Origin of the sequence: Brucella intermedia LMG 3301, assembly GCF_000182645.1 — a bacterium.
Classification (GTDB): domain Bacteria; phylum Pseudomonadota; class Alphaproteobacteria; order Rhizobiales; family Rhizobiaceae; genus Brucella; species Brucella intermedia.
In genome coordinates, this window is record NZ_ACQA01000001.1 from 839,672 (window position 1) to 855,095 (window position 15,424).

Consider the following 15,424-nt stretch of genomic DNA (forward strand, 5'->3'; position numbering starts at 1 on the left):
ATCATGGGAAAAGTGCCGAAACCAAGAACATTGACCTGTGCAGGATTGACGCGGGGCGTCTCACTTTCTACCCATTTACAGGAACGGGAGACACGATATGCAGATTGACTTCGGCGGTGGCAGCGAAATCAGCTTTGAACGCAAGGGAAAAGCGGGGCTTGTGAAGCTTACGCGGACCGAAGCCCTCAATGCGCTCACGCATAAGATGATTCTGGCGCTCGACCGCGCATTGCAGTCCTGGGAAGACGACCCTGAAGTGGCATGCGTCATTCTCGAAGGCGAGGGGCGGGCCTTCTGTGCCGGCGGCGATGTGGTCGCTGCCTACAAGTCCGGTCAGGCCGGAACACCAGCTTACGAATTCTTCCGCGACGAATATCGGCTCAATGCGCGCATTGGCCGTTTTCCAAAACCTTATATCTCCCTGATCAACGGCATCGTCATGGGCGGCGGCGCGGGCATCTCCGTTCATGGTTCGCATCGCATCGTGACGGAAAACACCATGTTTGCCATGCCGGAAACCGGCATTGGCTTCTTCCCCGATGTAGGGGGTAGCGCATTTCTCCCGCATCTGCATGATAATTTCGGGTATTATCTGGCGCTCACCGGCAACCGCATCCGCTGGGGCGACTGCCTGCAGAGCGGGATCGCAACCCATGCGGTCGCCGCAAGCGATCTGCATGACCTGCGCGAAGACATCATCGCTACCGCCGACATCGACGCGGCGCTGACGCGCAGCCAGTACCCCGATTTTGAAACCTCCGTCGAAACCCGCCAGATCATTGCGGAGTGTTTTTCGGGCGCAACGCTTGCCGACTGCATGGCCGCGCTGGAAAAAGAAGCGGAAGCCGGCAACAAGGCCGCAATGGACATTGTGAAGGTGATCGCCACGCGCTCCCCGACCAGTGTCGCTGTCACTTTCCGCCAGATTGCCGATGGGCGCGCGCTCGATCTCGACGATTGCATGCGCATGGAATACCGCATCGCCAACCGCATGCTGGAAGGGCATGATTTCTATGAGGGCGTTCGCGCATTGCTTATCGACAAGGACGGCGCGCCGACATGGAAGCCTGCAACGCTCGATGACGTGAAGCCCGAACAGGTCAACGCCTATTTTGCAAATCTCGGCGACGGGGAACTGACCTTGTGAGGATCTCCTGATGCATATGAACGAGCTGCGCCAGCATATCCAGCCCAGCGGAACCGAATGGGCCTTCACATGGTTCATCCGGATACTCGCGCTCGTGGCGCTGGCCAGCGGTGTGTTCTACTGGGTCAGGCTGATCGGTATTCATCCCGGGCTTCTGTGGCGGTTCGACCTGATGCCATGGACCTGGCAGACGGCGGTCGTCGCTCTGGCTGTTCTGATGCCGGTCGCGGCAACGGGACTATGGATGCGGGCGCCCTGGGGGCCTGTGCTATGGTTCGTGGCAGCACTCGGCGAAATCGCCATCTATTCCGTTTTTTCGCGACATTTCGAGTACAAGCCGCTCACGGTCGGGTTCAACGCGGCCTGCATCGTCATATTTATCGCATTTCGCATTCTGCTCTTCTTTGAGAAGAAACGGCAGGCCCGCGCGAGCCTGCCGATATAGATTCTATAGCGGCTGCGTTCCTTCATAGCGGGCGAAGGGCTTCGTCATCTGGCCTTTGAAAAGCAGCACATCATAGGTTTGGGCCTTGCTGCCCGGCATATCCATGCCGGGCGAGCCCATGGGCATTCCGGGGGCGGTCAGCCCCGTTGCCTGCGGACGTTCCGCCAGAAGCCGCTTGACCGCGCCAGCCGGAACATGCCCCTCAATGACATATCCATCGACGACCGCCGTGTGGCACGAGGCAAGATTGGCGGCGACACCATGTTTTGCCTTTACGCTGTCCATCGCTTCCTCGACCTTCACGGTCACATTGAACCCGGCGGCTTTCATATGTTCGGCCCAGCCGTCGCAGCAGCCGCAATAAGGGTCCTTGTACATGGTCATTTGCGGAGCGGCGGAAACGGGTTCGGCATGAGCGAAATTCGTGAAGCCGGTAAAGCTTAACAGTCCGCCGACCACAAAATACTGTGCGAAACGAAGCGTCATGGTCCCTCCAATGGAATGTTGATAGCCGGTAACTAGCTCCTGTCCACATACTTCTCAAATGACGAAAGTTTAATGTGACGCGCTTTCCAAGGCCCGGAAAACCGGCATTTTACGCCAAAACAGCGCATTGCGGAGCAGGCTCAAGGTCGCCGCGGAGTAAGCAAACATTAAGCCTGAATGGCCAATTTTGCCGGTAAGTTACTGTTAAGGCTGACTTTTAAGTCGAATTTTATGCATCTCCCCTAAATTGCTCTCAAGACGGTGAGAAACAATACACCGCGTAAAACAGGACAGAGAGCTGCATCATGGTTTCATGGAATGCGGCTCCGGCAGAGAGGCAAAAGAAATGATCAACGCACAGCGCAAGACGGAGTTGTCCGTTCCGCTCACGACACCGGAAACCGCACTTCGCTCGCTCTATCTGGAAGCCCTCCAGCTGGTCGAGCGCCTGCATCGCCGCCTGCTCGACGTCGTCAAGGACGAGTTCGACCGCAACGGCCAGAGCGACATCAATGCGACGCAGGCGCTTCTGCTTTTCAACATCGGCAATTCGGAACTGACGGCAGGCGAACTGCGCTCGCGCGGTTACTATCTCGGCTCCAACGTTTCGTACAATCTGAAGAAGCTGGTCGAGATGGGCTTCATCCATCATCAGCGCTCGCGTGTCGACCGCCGTTCGGTGCGCGTCAGCCTGACGGACAAGGGCAATGCCATCGCCGATCAGGTGGCCGCGCTCTACGAACGCCATATCTCTTCCATCGAGCAGATTGGCGGTATTCAGGTCGATGAATTCATGGCGATGAACAAGTCGCTGCAGCGTCTCGACCGCTTCTGGAACGACAGCATCGCATACCGCCTCTGATCTCGGCTCGCCGCCTCTGGCTGACTGATGGTTTGTTGCAGAACTGTCACAACAGGCTGCCATTGAGAAGAATAAGGCGCTGTGAAGCTCTCAATCGTAAGGCGCGTGGCTTGAAATTCCGGCCATGCGACATGATTAAGCCATAAAAAACGACATAAGCGTTTTACAATGGCACGGGCAATATTGTGCCTCCTTCATTCAGGAATGGGCTCGAAAGTCGAATTTCGGATAAGCGGGCATCGTCGCATCGCTTTCTGTCCGGATATCGCCTTGCTGAACTATTGCTGATATTCTCTGGGAAGATCCCGCGCGAGCGGTTAGCCTTTTGGGACTACGCAAGATGACCAAGACCGACAGACCAGCCGATGCTTTCAAAGTAGATCGCCGCAGTTTCCTGCGCGGCGCGGCAACCGCCGGCCTTTCCGTGGCAGCCTCCGCCATGGTTTCCTCGGCCTATGCCCAGCAGGTTCTGACTGATGTTATCGCAGCGCCGCGGCGCGGCAACTGGGACGACCAGTTCGATGCCCGTGCAACGGGCGGACAACGCGTCGCGACCAACCAGCCGGTTCTGAGCCCCCAGACGGTCGGCAATCTCCAGACTGCCATCGCGCAGTATACCGACATTGCCGGTCGCGGCGGCTGGCCGAGCGTGCCGGGCAATGCAAAGCTCCAGATCGGCGTGACCGATCCCGCCGTGCAGGCGCTGCGCAAGCGTCTCATGATTTCCGGCGACCTGCCGCAGGAAGCCGGTCTTTCCAGCTCGTTCGACACCTATGTCGATGCTGCCGTCAAGCGCTTCCAGTCCCGTCACGGCCTGCCTGCCGATGGCGTCATGGGGCAGTTCACCTATGCCGCGATGAACGTGGACGCGAATACGCGCCTCGGACAGCTCCAGACCAATCTCCAGCGGCTTTCGCCACTGGCCGATCAGGGCATGCAGGAACAGCGTTTCGTGATGGTCAACATTCCGGCCGCGCGCATCGAAGCCGTTGAAGGCGGCAGCGTCGTGCAGCGTCATACGGCGGTTGTCGGCAAGATCGATCGCCAGACGCCGATCCTGAACTCAAAGATTCACGAAGTCATTCTCAATCCTTACTGGACCGCGCCCAAGTCGATCATCCAGAAGGACATCATTCCGCTGATGCGGAAGGATCCGCAATATCTGGCGAAGAACAAAATCCGTCTCTACGACCAGTCCGGTCAGGAAGTTGCGCCTGAAACCGTGGACTGGAACACGGATGATGCAGTGAAGCTGATGTTCCGTCAGGACCCGGGCAAGATCAACGCCATGTCCTCGACCAAGATCAACTTCCACAATCAGCATCAGGTCTATATGCACGACACGCCGCAGAAGAGCTATTTCAACAAGCTCATGCGCTTCGACTCTTCCGGCTGCGTCCGCGTCCAGAATGTCCGCGATCTCGACGTATGGCTGTTGAAGAACACGGCCGGTTGGGATCGCCAGACCATCGAAAATACGATCAAGTCGGGTACGAACACGCCGATCCAGGTTGCCGATCCGGTTCCGCTGCACTTCGTCTACATTTCCGCATGGTCCACCGGCGACGGCGTGGTGCAGTTCCGCGACGACATTTACAAGATGGACGGTGCAACGGCCCTCGCGCTTGGCACCGACACCTGATTCTCATCTCGACTGCGCGTTTCAAGCCGTCCGGACCCGTTCCGGGCGGCTTTTTCGTCTTGGCTCAATTATCAAATCGGTTTGCCGCATTTTGGAATAAGCTTTTCGCTTTGCGGCCATTGGCCTTGTGCGCTCAAGTGTGATAATGCGCCTCATCCATATAGCTTTTACCGGCTAACCCGGAGGGTGTGAAACATGTCTCAAGCCAACGCCGCCGCCAAGAACGCGTCTTCCGACGTTTTCTTCAATGCAAGCCTCGAGGACATCGATTCCGAGATTTTCGGTGCAATTCGCAACGAACTCGGTCGTCAGCGTCATGAAATCGAGCTGATCGCCTCGGAAAACATCGTTTCGCGCGCTGTTCTGGAAGCACAGGGTTCCATCCTTACCAACAAATATGCCGAAGGCTATCCGGGCAAGCGCTATTACGGCGGCTGCCAGTATGTCGACGTTGTGGAAGAACTGGCCATCGAACGCGCCAAAAAGCTCTTCGGCGCAGAATTTGCCAACGTTCAGCCGAATTCCGGCAGCCAGATGAACCAGGCCGTGTTCCTCGCGCTGCTCCAGCCGGGCGACACGTTCATGGGCCTCGACCTGAATTCCGGTGGCCACCTGACGCATGGTTCGCCGGTCAACATGTCCGGCAAGTGGTTCAATGTCGTTTCCTACGGCGTCCGCAAGGACGACCACCTGCTCGACATGGACGAAGTTGCCCGCCTTGCACGCGAAAACAAGCCGAAGCTCATCCTTGCCGGTGGCACCGCCTATTCGCGTATCTGGGACTGGAAGCGCTTCCGCGAGATTGCCGACGAAGTCGGCGCCTATCTCATGGTCGACATGGCGCATATCGCCGGGCTGGTTGCCGGTGGCGTTCATCCTTCGCCGGTCCCGCATGCGCATGTCTGCACCACGACGACGCACAAGTCGCTTCGCGGTCCGCGTGGCGGCATGATCCTCACCAACGATGCCGACATCGCCAAGAAGATCAATTCGGCTGTCTTCCCCGGCCTTCAGGGTGGCCCGCTGATGCACGTCATCGCTGGCAAGGCTGTCGCCTTCGCGGAAGCACTGAAGCCGGAGTTCAAGCTCTATGCGAAGAACGTCGTCGACAATGCGCGCGCACTGGCCGAAGAGCTGAAGTCCCACGGCCTCGACATTGTTTCGGGCGGCACCGACAACCACCTGATGCTGGTTGACCTGCGCCCGAAGAACGCGACGGGCAAGCGTGCAGAAGCTGCTCTTGGCCGCGCCAACATCACCTGCAACAAGAACGGCATTCCGTTCGACCCTGAAAAGCCGTTCGTCACGTCCGGCGTTCGTCTTGGCACGCCTGCCGGCACGACGCGTGGTTTCGGCGTTGCTGAATTCAAGGAAATCGGTTCGCTGATCGCCGAAGTTCTCGACGGCCTGAAGGTTGCCAATTCCGACGAAGGCAATGCCGCTGTCGAACAGGCCGTGAAGGAAAAGGTCATCGCGCTTACCGACCGTTTCCCGATGTACGGTTATCAGGGATAAGCCGGTTTCCATGATCGAGAGAAAACCCCGTTCAACCCTGTTGAGCGGGGTTTTTTTCATTCTCCCATCCGGTAGGTGGATTGCCACTAATCGGCTATGATCGGCAGGAATCGGCTACGGAGAGCGCGCTCTTGAGTTTTCAAGGGGAGTGACCCCACATATGAGCGGTCCATTGCCAGTGTTAAGGTTGCCAGTTTTGAAGCTGCCGATATTGAAATTGAAAGAGTTCCATGCGTTGTCCCTATTGCCAGTCTGAAGATACGCAAGTGAAGGATTCCCGCCCGGCGGAAGACGGTGCTGTCATCCGCCGGCGTCGTGTCTGCTCGGTTTGCGGCGGGCGTTTCACGACCTTCGAGCGCGTGCAGTTGCGCGACCTGATGGTCGTGAAGAAAAGCGGGCGTCGCGTTCCTTTCGATCGCGACAAGCTCACGCGGTCCATCGAGGTGGCGTTGCGCAAGCGCGATGTCGATAATGACCGGGTTGAACGGGCTATTTCAGGCATTGTCCGCCAGCTTGAAAGTTCAGGCGAAGCGGAAGTCACCTCCGACGAGATCGGGCGGCTGGCCATGGATGCGCTGAAAGGCATCGACGATATCGCCTATATCCGCTTTGCGTCAGTCTATCGCAATTTCAGCAAGGCCGTCGATTTCCACAATGTCATCGACGAGCTGACGGTTCCTGAAACCGAGGACGATCTGGACGCTTGAGCATGAGTGGCAGCAAGTTTCCGCATTCGGACGTGACTTCGGATGATGTTCGCTTCATGGAGGCGACGATCCGTTATGCGCGCCGTCACAAGGGGCTGACCGGCACCAATCCGTCCGTCGGCACGATCATTGTCAAGGATGGCGTCATCGTCGGGCGCGGCGTGACCGCGCTGGGCGGCAGGCCCCATGCGGAACCGCAGGCGCTGGCGGAGGCGGGAGACGCCGCGCGTGGCGCGACGGCTTATGTGACGCTGGAGCCATGCGCCCATCACGGGCGCACGCCGCCCTGCGCCGAAACGCTGGTGCGGGCAGGGGTGGCGCGTGTCGTGGCGGCGGCGACCGATCCGGACGAGCGGGTCAGCGGAAAGGGCTTCGCCATCCTGCGTGAAGCAGGGATAGAGGTCGTACCCGGCATTCTCGCCGATCAGGCTGCCGACGATCTGGCGGGCTATCTGAATCGATCTGCGAAGAAGCGCCCGGAAGTGATTCTGAAACTTGCGCTTTCCGCTGATGGCATGATCGGCAGGCGCGGCGAGGGACAGGTCGCGATAACGGGACCGATTGCGCGTGCGCAGTCCCATATCCTCCGCGCGCAGACAGATGTTATCCTGATCGGTATTGAAACAGCGCTTGCGGATGATCCCGTTCTGAACTGCCGCCTTCGGGGGCTGGGACAGCGTTCGCCGGTCCGCGTGGTGCTCGATGGCGGATTGCGCCTGCCGCTTTCGTCAAGACTCGTACAGACCACCGATGCCCAGCCCTTGTGGATCGCCTGCGGCGAGGAGGCGTCGCCCGAACGGCGTTATGAGTTGACGGCTGCCGGTTGCCGCATCCTCGCGACCGAAGCCGACGATTGCCGCATCGCATTGCCCGAGTTGATGGACGATCTTGCCGCGCAGGGCATTTCCTCGGTTCTCGTTGAAGGCGGCGCGGGCGTTGCAAAGAGCTTTCTCGACGAGGGGCTGGTGGACCGGCTTGCCATCTTCCGTTCGCCGGTTGAAATCGGCTCGGAACATGGGGTTGCCGTGGACGGCCTTGAAACCCATATCGCAGACGAATTCAAAATTCTGAGGCAGGCGCGCTATGGCGACGATGCCTATGCAGAATATGTAAGGAAGATTTGATGTTTACAGGCATTATCACCGATATAGGCAAGGTTGACCGGATCAAGCCGCTGAATGAAGGCGTCCTTCTGCGTATCGAGACCGCCTATGACCCGGAAACGATTGAACTGGGCGCGTCGATTGCCTGTTCCGGGGTCTGCCTGACGGTGGTGGCGCTGCCGGAAAAAGGCACCAATGCCCGCTGGTTCGAGGTGGAGGCATGGGAAGAGGCGCTGCGCCTCACCACGATCTCCGCTTGGCAGAACGGACGCAACATCAATCTGGAGCGTTCGCTGAAGCTTGGCGACGAAATGGGCGGTCATCTGGTTTCCGGCCATGTGGACGGACAGGCTGAAATCATCGACCGCAAGGAAGAGGGCGACGCCGTGCGTTTCACCTTGCGCGCGCCGGAAGAACTGGCACCGTTCATCGCCCAGAAGGGTTCGGTTGCCCTTGATGGTACGTCGCTGACGGTCAATGGTGTCGATGGAAACGAGTTCGATGTGCTCCTGATCCGCCACTCGCTGGAAGTCACAACATGGGGCGAGCGGAAAGCGGGCGATAAGGTAAATATCGAGATCGACCAGCTGGCACGATACGCAGCAAGGCTTGCGCAATATCAGAAATAGGCTTAGAGCCTAAAACTCTAAAGCTGTAACAGCATTTCCCGATTTTAAGCGTTGACCGCAATCGTTGCGGTCCGCAAGATTTGTCATGGAGTCTCTCATGTCCAAGCACGAGGCGCATGCGCCGCATTTGCTTATTGTTGAAGCGCGTTTCTACGATGATCTCGCCGACGCGCTTCTGGATGGCGCAAAGGCAGCCTTGGATGAGGCAGGGGCGACCTATGATGTCGTGACGGTTCCCGGCGCTCTCGAAATTCCGGCGACGATTTCCTTTGCGCTCGACGGTGAAGAAAATGGCGGCACGGAATATGATGGCTATGTCGCGCTGGGCACGGTCATCCGTGGTGAAACCTATCACTTCGATATCGTTGCCAATGAATCCTGTCGCGCGCTCACCGACCTTTCGGTCGAGGAGAGCATCGCCATCGGCAACGGCATCCTGACCGTCGAGAACGAAGAGCAGGCATGGGTTCGCGCCCGCCGCGCTGACAAGGACAAGGGCGGTTTTGCTGCCCGCGCCGCACTGACCATGATCGACCTGCGCAAGAAGTTCGGAGTCTGATCGTTATGAGTTCTTCTACCGGAGGCCGCCCGACTCCCAATGCCCCGCGCATGGCCAACAAGCGCGGCGTCGCCCGTCTTGCTGCCGTGCAAGCGCTCTATCAGATGGATGTGGCCGGGACGGGCGTCCTGGAAGTGGTGGCCGAATACGAAGCTTTCCGCCTCGGCAAGGAAGTGGACGGCACGCAGTATCTCGATGCCGATCCGCAATGGTTCCGCGCAATCGTAGCCGGCGTCGTGGATGAGCAGCTGAAGCTCGACCCGATGATCCATCAGGCGCTGACGGAGGACTGGCCGCTGTCGCGTCTCGATTCGACGCTGCGCGCCATTCTCCGCGCCGGTGCATGGGAATTGCAGACGCGCAAGGACGTGCCGACGGCAGTCATCGTGTCGGAATATGTCGATATCGCCAAGGCCTTCTATACGGAGGAAGAGCCGAAGCTGGTCAATGCCGTGCTCGATCGTCTGGCGTTTGTCATTCGTGGCGAGAGCCGTGGCGTGAAGCCGCGCTGATCCGGCTTCGCCGACGATAATCCTGAAAGAAGGGCTGTGAGAAATCGCAGCCCTTCTTTCATTGTACGCTGGCAAAGAACGACTTGACGTTTGTTAAACCGTTTCGCATGTTGGTCGCGCGGCATTGAGAATGCTGAAATGCAGGGAATCGCGCCAATTCATTGAATCCAAGGCGTAAGTTTCCTGGCGAATATACCGAAGAAGCCCGGTATCTTGCATTGGCTTCAGGCACTTCCATGCCGCTCAGTCGGGTCCGGGGAGGGGTTTTCGGGCCTATCCTGCGCACGTGTCTGCCGACATCGCGGCTCGCGGTCAGACGGCAGCCAGCGCGAGCTATGGAGCGCGTTCCGATCTGTTGCGGCAGGCCGGCGCTCCAATTGTCTGGGTGGCCGCGCATATTTTCCGAAAATCGTTTCACATTTTTCGGGATGCGCTCAATGGGAGTTGGCCTTTATGCAAATGGGAGTGGCAGTCTTAGTTCTCGTCATTGCCTGCGGCGTGCTTTCCGTTCTTTTCGCCATATGGGCGATCCGTTCGGTTCTCGCAGCCGATCAGGGGACGCAGCGCATGCAGGAAATTGCTGAAGCCATCCGCGAGGGTGCCTCAGCCTATCTCACAAGACAATATTCAACGATTGCCATCGTTGGCGTCGTGGTTTTTCTCGCCGCCTGGTATCTGCTGTCGATCAGTGCGGCAATCGGCTTTTTGATCGGTGCAGTTCTGTCGGGCGTCACCGGCTTCATCGGAATGCACGTTTCGGTTCGCGCCAATGTGCGCACTGCGCAGGCGGCATCGCTCAGCCTTGCCGGGGGGCTGGAATTGGCCTTCAAGTCCGGGGCCATTACCGGTCTTCTGGTGGCCGGGCTCGCGCTGCTCGGCGTCTCCGTCTACTATTTCATTCTCACCGTCTGGCTTGGTTACGCGCCCTCTGATCGCACCGTTATCGATGCGCTGGTGTCGCTCGGCTTCGGCGCTTCGCTTATTTCCATCTTTGCGCGTCTTGGCGGCGGCATCTTCACCAAGGGCGCAGACGTTGGCGGAGATCTCGTCGGCAAGGTGGAAGCCGGTATCCCGGAGGATGACCCGCGCAACCCCGCGACCATTGCGGACAATGTCGGCGATAATGTCGGCGATTGCGCAGGCATGGCCGCCGACCTGTTTGAAACCTATGCGGTGACAGTTGTTGCCACCATGGTTCTCGGCGCGATCTTCTTCAACGGATCGGATGTTCTTTCAAGCGTCATGCTCTATCCGCTGATGATCTGCGGCGCCTGCGTGATTACGTCGATCGTGGGCACTTTCTTCGTCAAGCTCAGCGTCGATGGCTCCATCATGGGCGCGCTCTACAAGGGGCTGATCGCAACGGGCCTGCTTTCCATTGTCGGGCTTGCCGTCGCCAACACGCTGACGATCGGCTGGGGCGAGATCGGAACGGTCGCCGGAAAAAGCATCACTGGCACCAATCTCTTCATCTGCGGGCTGATCGGCCTCATCGTTACCGGTCTGATCGTGGTGATTACGGAATATTATACCGGCACCAACAAGCGCCCGGTCAATTCCATCGCGCAGGCCTCTGTGACGGGGCACGGCACCAACGTCATCCAGGGGCTGGCGGTTTCGCTGGAATCGACCGCGCTTCCGGCAATCGTGATCGTTGGCGGCATTATCTCGACCTACCAGCTTGCGGGCCTGTTCGGGACCGCTATCGCCGTTACCGCCATGCTCGGCATTGCGGGCATGATCGTAGCGCTCGATGCTTTCGGCCCGGTTACCGACAATGCCGGCGGCATCGCGGAAATGGCCGGTCTCGACCCGGAAGTCCGCAAGGCCACCGATGCACTGGATGCCGTGGGCAACACAACCAAGGCTGTCACCAAGGGCTACGCCATCGGTTCGGCGGGGCTTGGTGCGCTGGTGCTGTTTGCGGCTTATTCCAACGATCTGGCCTATTTTGCCGCCAACGGGCAGACCTATCCCTATTTCGCGGATATGGGGCCTGTCTCCTTCGATCTCTCCAACCCCTATGTAGTTGCGGGACTGATCTTTGGCGGCCTTATCCCTTATCTGTTCGGTGGCATGGCGATGACCGCCGTGGGCCGGGCCGGGGGCGCGGTGGTTCAGGAGGTGCGCCGCCAGTTCCGCGAGAAGCCGGGCATCATGACCGGCAAGGAACGCCCGGATTATGCCCGTGCGGTCGATCTTCTGACGAAGGCGGCAATCCGCGAAATGATCATCCCGTCGCTCCTGCCTGTGCTGGCGCCGATTGTCGTCTATTTCGGCGTTTTGCTTATTTCAGGCTCCAAGGCTGCGGCCTTTGCAGCCCTTGGTGCATCGCTTCTGGGCGTCATCATCAATGGCCTGTTCGTCGCAATTTCCATGACATCTGGTGGCGGTGCATGGGACAACGCCAAGAAGAGCTTCGAGGACGGGTTTACCGATGCCGATGGCGTGAAGCACCTGAAAGGTTCGGAAGCGCACAAGGCATCGGTGACGGGCGATACGGTCGGCGATCCCTACAAGGATACTGCCGGTCCAGCCGTCAATCCGGCGATCAAGATCACCAACATCGTGGCCCTGCTGCTGCTGGCTGTGCTGGCGCATATGTCCTGACGGACTGAGCTTCAAACAAAGAAAACCCGCCGTGAAGGCGGGTTTTTCGTTTTGGAGGTATCGGCAGGATCAGTTGCTGGGGCCGCCTGCGGCGCCCGGCAAGGATGTCGGGGCCTTGGACACGCCCTGAATGATCTGGCCGAGGAAGCTCTGGTCCTTGCCGCCGGTCGGCGTCGTGCGCGACACGAAATCGAACAGCTTGCCGTCCTTCAGGCCGTAATTGGCGATGTGCTCGACCTTGCCGTCCTTGTCGAAATAGATGGCGAGGATCTGTCGCTCGATGATCTTCGGCTTCATGAACTGCGCGGCGCGGTAACGCTTCTGCGAAATGTAATAGAACACTTCATTGTCGAAGGTCGCGGTGGTGGACGGCGTGCCGAGCGCCAGAAGCACCTGCTCGCGGCTGGAGCCGACAGGGACCGAATCAAGCGCGTTCTGATCGAGTACGTAACCCTCTGTCAGAGTTTCGGACGGATTAAGCGTGGATGCAGTATTGCACCCCGCAAGCGCCACTGAGACGAGAATTGCCGTGCCTGCGAGAAGAGCACGCTGCGTGCGCATGCTTGGAAAAATTCGCTGCAACAAAGACCTCTCCATACATTCTAAATCAGCGCGGCACTTTCGCCGTCGGGAGAACTTCGGTAAACCACCTTGCTTATTTATGCAACTGGAACGGTCGTACGGACATGATTCTCCAACTTTTCCGCCGCAAATCCAAAGCAAACGAGGCAATTATGCTTCGCGTTTACGAGGTGATCGTGGCGGCGGCGCGGCAAAAACGGTTCTATGCACAATTTCAGGTGCCTGACACGCCGCTGGGCCGTTATGAAATGCTTTCCCTTCATATTTTCCTCGCGCTTCACCGCATGAGGGGAGAAAACAGGGCGCTTGCCGATCTCGCGCAGGAAATCGCCGACGAGTTTTTCAAGGATGTCGACCATTCGCTTCGCGAACTGGGCATCGGCGACCAGGGCGTGCCGAAGCGCATGAAAAAGCTTGCGCGCATGTTCTATGGCCGCGTCGGGGCTTATGGCGAGGCGCTCGACGCGAATGATGGCGATGCGCTGGCGGCGGCCCTGACGCGAAACATCCGCCCGGATCTCGAATTCTGGCCGCATGCCCACCATTTGGCTGAATATGTGCTGGCGTGCCGCGACCGGCTGCAAAAAATTGCAGACGACGCTTTGGTGGCAGGCGACATTTCCTATATGGATGCAGACTAAAGCATGTCTCCGAAAAGTGGGAACCGGTTTTGGGAGACATGCATGGGAACAAAACTTAAGAGCGCATCCTGAAAAGTGTAAAACAGTTTTCGGATAAGATGCGCGCCAAAGGCGACTTTGCGCCAACGAACAATGCTGAAAAAGGCCAATGAGAATGACTGATAAACCGGCGCTCACCTATCCTGTTCCGGTTCTTCACCTGCCGCAAAAGGGCGTAACGGTGAAAATAGGCACGGATGAGAAAGAGCGCGCAGCGCTCGCGGCAGACCATGGGCTTGAGGCCGTGAATGCCTTTGCCGCAGAGTTTCTGATTACGCCTTGGAAAAAGGATGGTATCCGGGTGCGTGGCCGTATCGACGCGGAAATCGTTCAATCCTGCGTCGTGACGCTGGAACCGCTGACCAACAGCATTGCCGAGGAAGTCGATACGATTTTCGTGCCGAAAAATTCACGGCTGGCGCGAATTCAGCTTGATGATAGCGGCGAAATGCTGCTCGATGCGGAAGGCGCGGACAGTCCGGAAGTTTTTGTCGGCGACAAGATCGATGTCGGTGCGATTGCGGAGGAATTCTTCGATCTCGCCATCGATCCCTATCCCCGCAAGCCAGGCTTGCCGGACGATAGCGAGCCGAAGGTTTTCGGGGACGATGATGGGGAAGAGAAGCCCGTTTCGCCATTTGCGAAACTTTCGGAATGGCAAAAGAAGCCGTAATTCACAGTGAGTTTGTCAGAATTTGGTTGTGTGGAAACGCAAAAGCACTATTTTCGCCGAAAACCTGTCTGCTGCAAAAGGCAGAGCAGGAGCAGGGTCGCACAGGAATAATCAAGAGTGATCAAAATTTCGATTGACGCGATGGGCGGTGATTTTGGCCCTGAAGTGGTCATCCCCGGCGCAGCGAAGGCGCTTGAGCGTCATCCTGACATCCGCTTCATATTCTTCGGTCTCCCCGCGCAGGTGGAGCCGGTGCTGGCACGCTATCCGAAGCTGAAGGCCGCATCGGAGTTCCGCGCGAGCGAGGTTGCCATCAGCATGGACGACAAGCCAAGCCAGGCCCTGCGCGCCGGTCGTGGCAAATCGTCCATGTGGCAGGCCATTGAGGCCGTAAAGACCGGCGACGCCCAGGCATGTATCTCCGCCGGCAATACCGGCGCGCTTATGGCCATGTCCAAGTTTTGCCTGCGTATGATGTCGGATGTCGAGCGTCCGGCGATTGCGGGCATCTGGCCAACGCTGCGCGGTGAAAGCATCGTCCTCGATATAGGCGCCACCATTGGCGCCGATGCGCGCCAGCTCGTCGACTATGCCGTCATGGGCGCGGGTATGGCGCGTGCCCTGTTCGAGGTGCGCAAGCCGACCGTCGGGCTTCTCAATGTCGGCACGGAAGAGGTCAAGGGCCTCGACGAGATCAAGGAAGCAGGCCAGATTCTGCGCGATACGCCGCTTGAAGGACTTGCCTATTCCGGTTTTGTTGAAGGCAACGACATCGGCAAGGGTACGGTGGATGTGGTCGTGACCGAAGGTTTCACCGGAAATATCGCGCTCAAGGCCGCGGAAGGCACGGCCCGCCAGATGGCGGAGCTGCTGCGTCAGGCCATGAGCCGCACGCTGCTTGCCAAGATTGGCTACGTTTTCGCCAAGGGCGCGTTCGACCGCCTGCGCGAGAAAATGGACCCGAACAAGGTCAATGGCGGCGTTTTCCTTGGCTTGAGCGGAATTGTTATCAAAAGTCATGGCAGCGCGAATGCCGAAGGCTTCTGTTCGGCGGTGGAAGTCGGCTATGACATGGTGAGAAATCGCCTTCTGGAAAAGATCGAGGCCGATCTGGCGCATTTCCACCACAGTCATCCGCATGTTTCGAGTGAAGGTGACGAGGCTGCGAAGGCTTGAATTCCGCAACGCCATCCAGGAAGTGCATTTGAAAGACTTGCGGATTGCCGGATATCCTTCGGCGCCGAAGCGGTGAAGTAACTTTTACCGGTTATG

At 58.4% G+C, this 15,424-nt stretch carries 16 protein-coding genes; 14 read left to right on the forward strand and 2 right to left on the reverse strand.

Annotated elements, in window-relative coordinates; translation table 11 throughout:
• Positions 1 to 97 precede the first annotated feature (97 nt).
• Positions 98 to 1,147, forward strand: coding sequence for an enoyl-CoA hydratase/isomerase family protein (locus OINT_RS03950; RefSeq protein ID WP_006466479.1), 1,050 nt, complete (start codon positions 98 to 100; stop codon positions 1,145 to 1,147).
• 10 nt (positions 1,148 to 1,157) lie between these two features.
• Positions 1,158 to 1,592, forward strand: a complete 435-nt coding sequence (locus tag OINT_RS03955) for a DUF6163 family protein (protein WP_006466480.1) — start codon at positions 1,158 to 1,160, stop codon at positions 1,590 to 1,592.
• Between the two features lie 3 nt (positions 1,593 to 1,595).
• Here OINT_RS03955 and OINT_RS03960 read toward each other — a convergent pair whose 3' ends face one another.
• Positions 1,596 to 2,078 carry a DUF411 domain-containing protein gene (locus tag OINT_RS03960; RefSeq protein WP_006466481.1) on the reverse strand — a complete coding sequence of 161 codons (483 nt, stop codon included), beginning with the start codon at positions 2,076 to 2,078 and terminating at the stop codon, positions 1,596 to 1,598.
• A gap of 346 nt (positions 2,079 to 2,424) precedes the next feature.
• Here OINT_RS03960 and ldtR point away from each other — a divergent pair, with 346 nt between their 5' ends.
• From ldtR to OINT_RS04005, 9 genes are all read left to right on the forward strand, one after another.
• Positions 2,425 to 2,940: a transcriptional regulator LdtR gene (gene ldtR, locus OINT_RS03965; RefSeq protein WP_025091369.1), complete on the forward strand. Its 516-nt coding sequence runs from the start codon at positions 2,425 to 2,427 to the stop codon at positions 2,938 to 2,940.
• Positions 2,941 to 3,280: 340 nt separating this feature from the next.
• Positions 3,281 to 4,582, forward strand: coding sequence for a L,D-transpeptidase family protein (locus tag OINT_RS03970; protein WP_025091370.1), 1,302 nt, complete (start codon positions 3,281 to 3,283; stop codon positions 4,580 to 4,582).
• Between the two features lie 195 nt (positions 4,583 to 4,777).
• Positions 4,778 to 6,097, forward strand: a complete 1,320-nt coding sequence (glyA, locus tag OINT_RS03975) for a serine hydroxymethyltransferase (RefSeq protein WP_006466484.1) — start codon at positions 4,778 to 4,780, stop codon at positions 6,095 to 6,097.
• A gap of 230 nt (positions 6,098 to 6,327) precedes the next feature.
• Positions 6,328 to 6,804: a transcriptional regulator NrdR gene (nrdR, locus tag OINT_RS03980; RefSeq protein ID WP_006466485.1), complete on the forward strand. Its 477-nt coding sequence runs from the start codon at positions 6,328 to 6,330 to the stop codon at positions 6,802 to 6,804.
• A 2-nt stretch (positions 6,805 to 6,806) separates the two neighbouring features.
• The gene (gene ribD / locus OINT_RS03985) at positions 6,807 to 7,928 is read left to right on the forward strand and encodes a bifunctional diaminohydroxyphosphoribosylaminopyrimidine deaminase/5-amino-6-(5-phosphoribosylamino)uracil reductase RibD (RefSeq protein WP_025091371.1); all 1,122 of its coding nucleotides are present in this window, start codon (positions 6,807 to 6,809) and stop codon (positions 7,926 to 7,928) included.
• Positions 7,928 to 8,536 (forward strand): riboflavin synthase, encoded by a 609-nt coding sequence (locus OINT_RS03990; protein WP_006472784.1) that lies wholly within the window; start codon positions 7,928 to 7,930, stop codon positions 8,534 to 8,536. The genes ribD and OINT_RS03990 overlap by 1 nt, the downstream gene beginning before the upstream one ends.
• A 97-nt stretch (positions 8,537 to 8,633) precedes the next feature.
• Entirely contained in the window at positions 8,634 to 9,095 is a 462-nt protein-coding gene (locus tag OINT_RS03995) for a 6,7-dimethyl-8-ribityllumazine synthase (RefSeq protein ID WP_006472785.1), read from the forward strand.
• 5 nt (positions 9,096 to 9,100) lie between these two features.
• Positions 9,101 to 9,607, forward strand: a complete 507-nt coding sequence (nusB, locus tag OINT_RS04000) for a transcription antitermination factor NusB (RefSeq protein ID WP_006466489.1) — start codon at positions 9,101 to 9,103, stop codon at positions 9,605 to 9,607.
• A gap of 453 nt (positions 9,608 to 10,060) precedes the next feature.
• The gene (locus tag OINT_RS04005) at positions 10,061 to 12,217 is read left to right on the forward strand and encodes a sodium-translocating pyrophosphatase (protein WP_021587783.1); all 2,157 of its coding nucleotides are present in this window, start codon (positions 10,061 to 10,063) and stop codon (positions 12,215 to 12,217) included.
• Positions 12,218 to 12,286: 69 nt separating this feature from the next.
• Here OINT_RS04005 and OINT_RS04010 read toward each other — a convergent pair whose 3' ends face one another.
• Positions 12,287 to 12,802 (reverse strand): outer membrane protein assembly factor BamE, encoded by a 516-nt coding sequence (locus OINT_RS04010; protein WP_006466492.1) that lies wholly within the window; start codon positions 12,800 to 12,802, stop codon positions 12,287 to 12,289.
• A gap of 101 nt (positions 12,803 to 12,903) precedes the next feature.
• On the opposite strand from OINT_RS04010, the gene OINT_RS04015 reads away from it, so the two are divergent.
• The 3 genes from OINT_RS04015 (at position 12,904) to plsX (ending at position 15,328) form a co-directional block, all read left to right on the forward strand.
• Positions 12,904 to 13,440: a ubiquinol-cytochrome C chaperone family protein gene (locus tag OINT_RS04015; RefSeq protein ID WP_039852501.1), complete on the forward strand. Its 537-nt coding sequence runs from the start codon at positions 12,904 to 12,906 to the stop codon at positions 13,438 to 13,440.
• A gap of 154 nt (positions 13,441 to 13,594) precedes the next feature.
• Positions 13,595 to 14,152 (forward strand): YceD family protein, encoded by a 558-nt coding sequence (locus tag OINT_RS04020; RefSeq protein ID WP_025091373.1) that lies wholly within the window; start codon positions 13,595 to 13,597, stop codon positions 14,150 to 14,152.
• A 117-nt stretch (positions 14,153 to 14,269) separates the two neighbouring features.
• Entirely contained in the window at positions 14,270 to 15,328 is a 1,059-nt protein-coding gene (plsX, locus tag OINT_RS04025) for a phosphate acyltransferase PlsX (protein WP_006466495.1), read from the forward strand.
• Positions 15,329 to 15,424 lie beyond the last annotated feature (96 nt).

What these genes read in the sequence shown, in the direction of transcription:
- OINT_RS03970 (WP_025091370.1), top strand. Translation starts at nt 3,281, where the DNA reads ATGACCAAGACCGACAGACCAGCCGATGCTTTCAAAGTAGATCGCCGC.
- OINT_RS04005 (WP_021587783.1), top strand. Translation starts at nt 10,061, where the DNA reads ATGCAAATGGGAGTGGCAGTCTTAGTTCTCGTCATTGCCTGCGGCGTG.
- OINT_RS03950 (WP_006466479.1), top strand. Translation starts at nt 98, where the DNA reads ATGCAGATTGACTTCGGCGGTGGCAGCGAAATCAGCTTTGAACGCAAG.
- OINT_RS03995 (WP_006472785.1), top strand. Translation starts at nt 8,634, where the DNA reads ATGTCCAAGCACGAGGCGCATGCGCCGCATTTGCTTATTGTTGAAGCG.
- ldtR (WP_025091369.1), top strand. Translation starts at nt 2,425, where the DNA reads ATGATCAACGCACAGCGCAAGACGGAGTTGTCCGTTCCGCTCACGACA.
- OINT_RS03955 (WP_006466480.1), top strand. Translation starts at nt 1,158, where the DNA reads ATGCATATGAACGAGCTGCGCCAGCATATCCAGCCCAGCGGAACCGAA.
- OINT_RS03990 (WP_006472784.1), top strand. Translation starts at nt 7,928, where the DNA reads ATGTTTACAGGCATTATCACCGATATAGGCAAGGTTGACCGGATCAAG.
- nrdR (WP_006466485.1), top strand. Translation starts at nt 6,328, where the DNA reads ATGCGTTGTCCCTATTGCCAGTCTGAAGATACGCAAGTGAAGGATTCC.
- OINT_RS04020 (WP_025091373.1), top strand. Translation starts at nt 13,595, where the DNA reads ATGACTGATAAACCGGCGCTCACCTATCCTGTTCCGGTTCTTCACCTG.
- glyA (WP_006466484.1), top strand. Translation starts at nt 4,778, where the DNA reads ATGTCTCAAGCCAACGCCGCCGCCAAGAACGCGTCTTCCGACGTTTTC.
- OINT_RS03960 (WP_006466481.1), bottom strand. Translation starts at nt 2,078, where the DNA reads ATGACGCTTCGTTTCGCACAGTATTTTGTGGTCGGCGGACTGTTAAGC.
- nusB (WP_006466489.1), top strand. Translation starts at nt 9,101, where the DNA reads ATGAGTTCTTCTACCGGAGGCCGCCCGACTCCCAATGCCCCGCGCATG.
- ribD (WP_025091371.1), top strand. Translation starts at nt 6,807, where the DNA reads ATGAGTGGCAGCAAGTTTCCGCATTCGGACGTGACTTCGGATGATGTT.
- OINT_RS04015 (WP_039852501.1), top strand. Translation starts at nt 12,904, where the DNA reads ATGATTCTCCAACTTTTCCGCCGCAAATCCAAAGCAAACGAGGCAATT.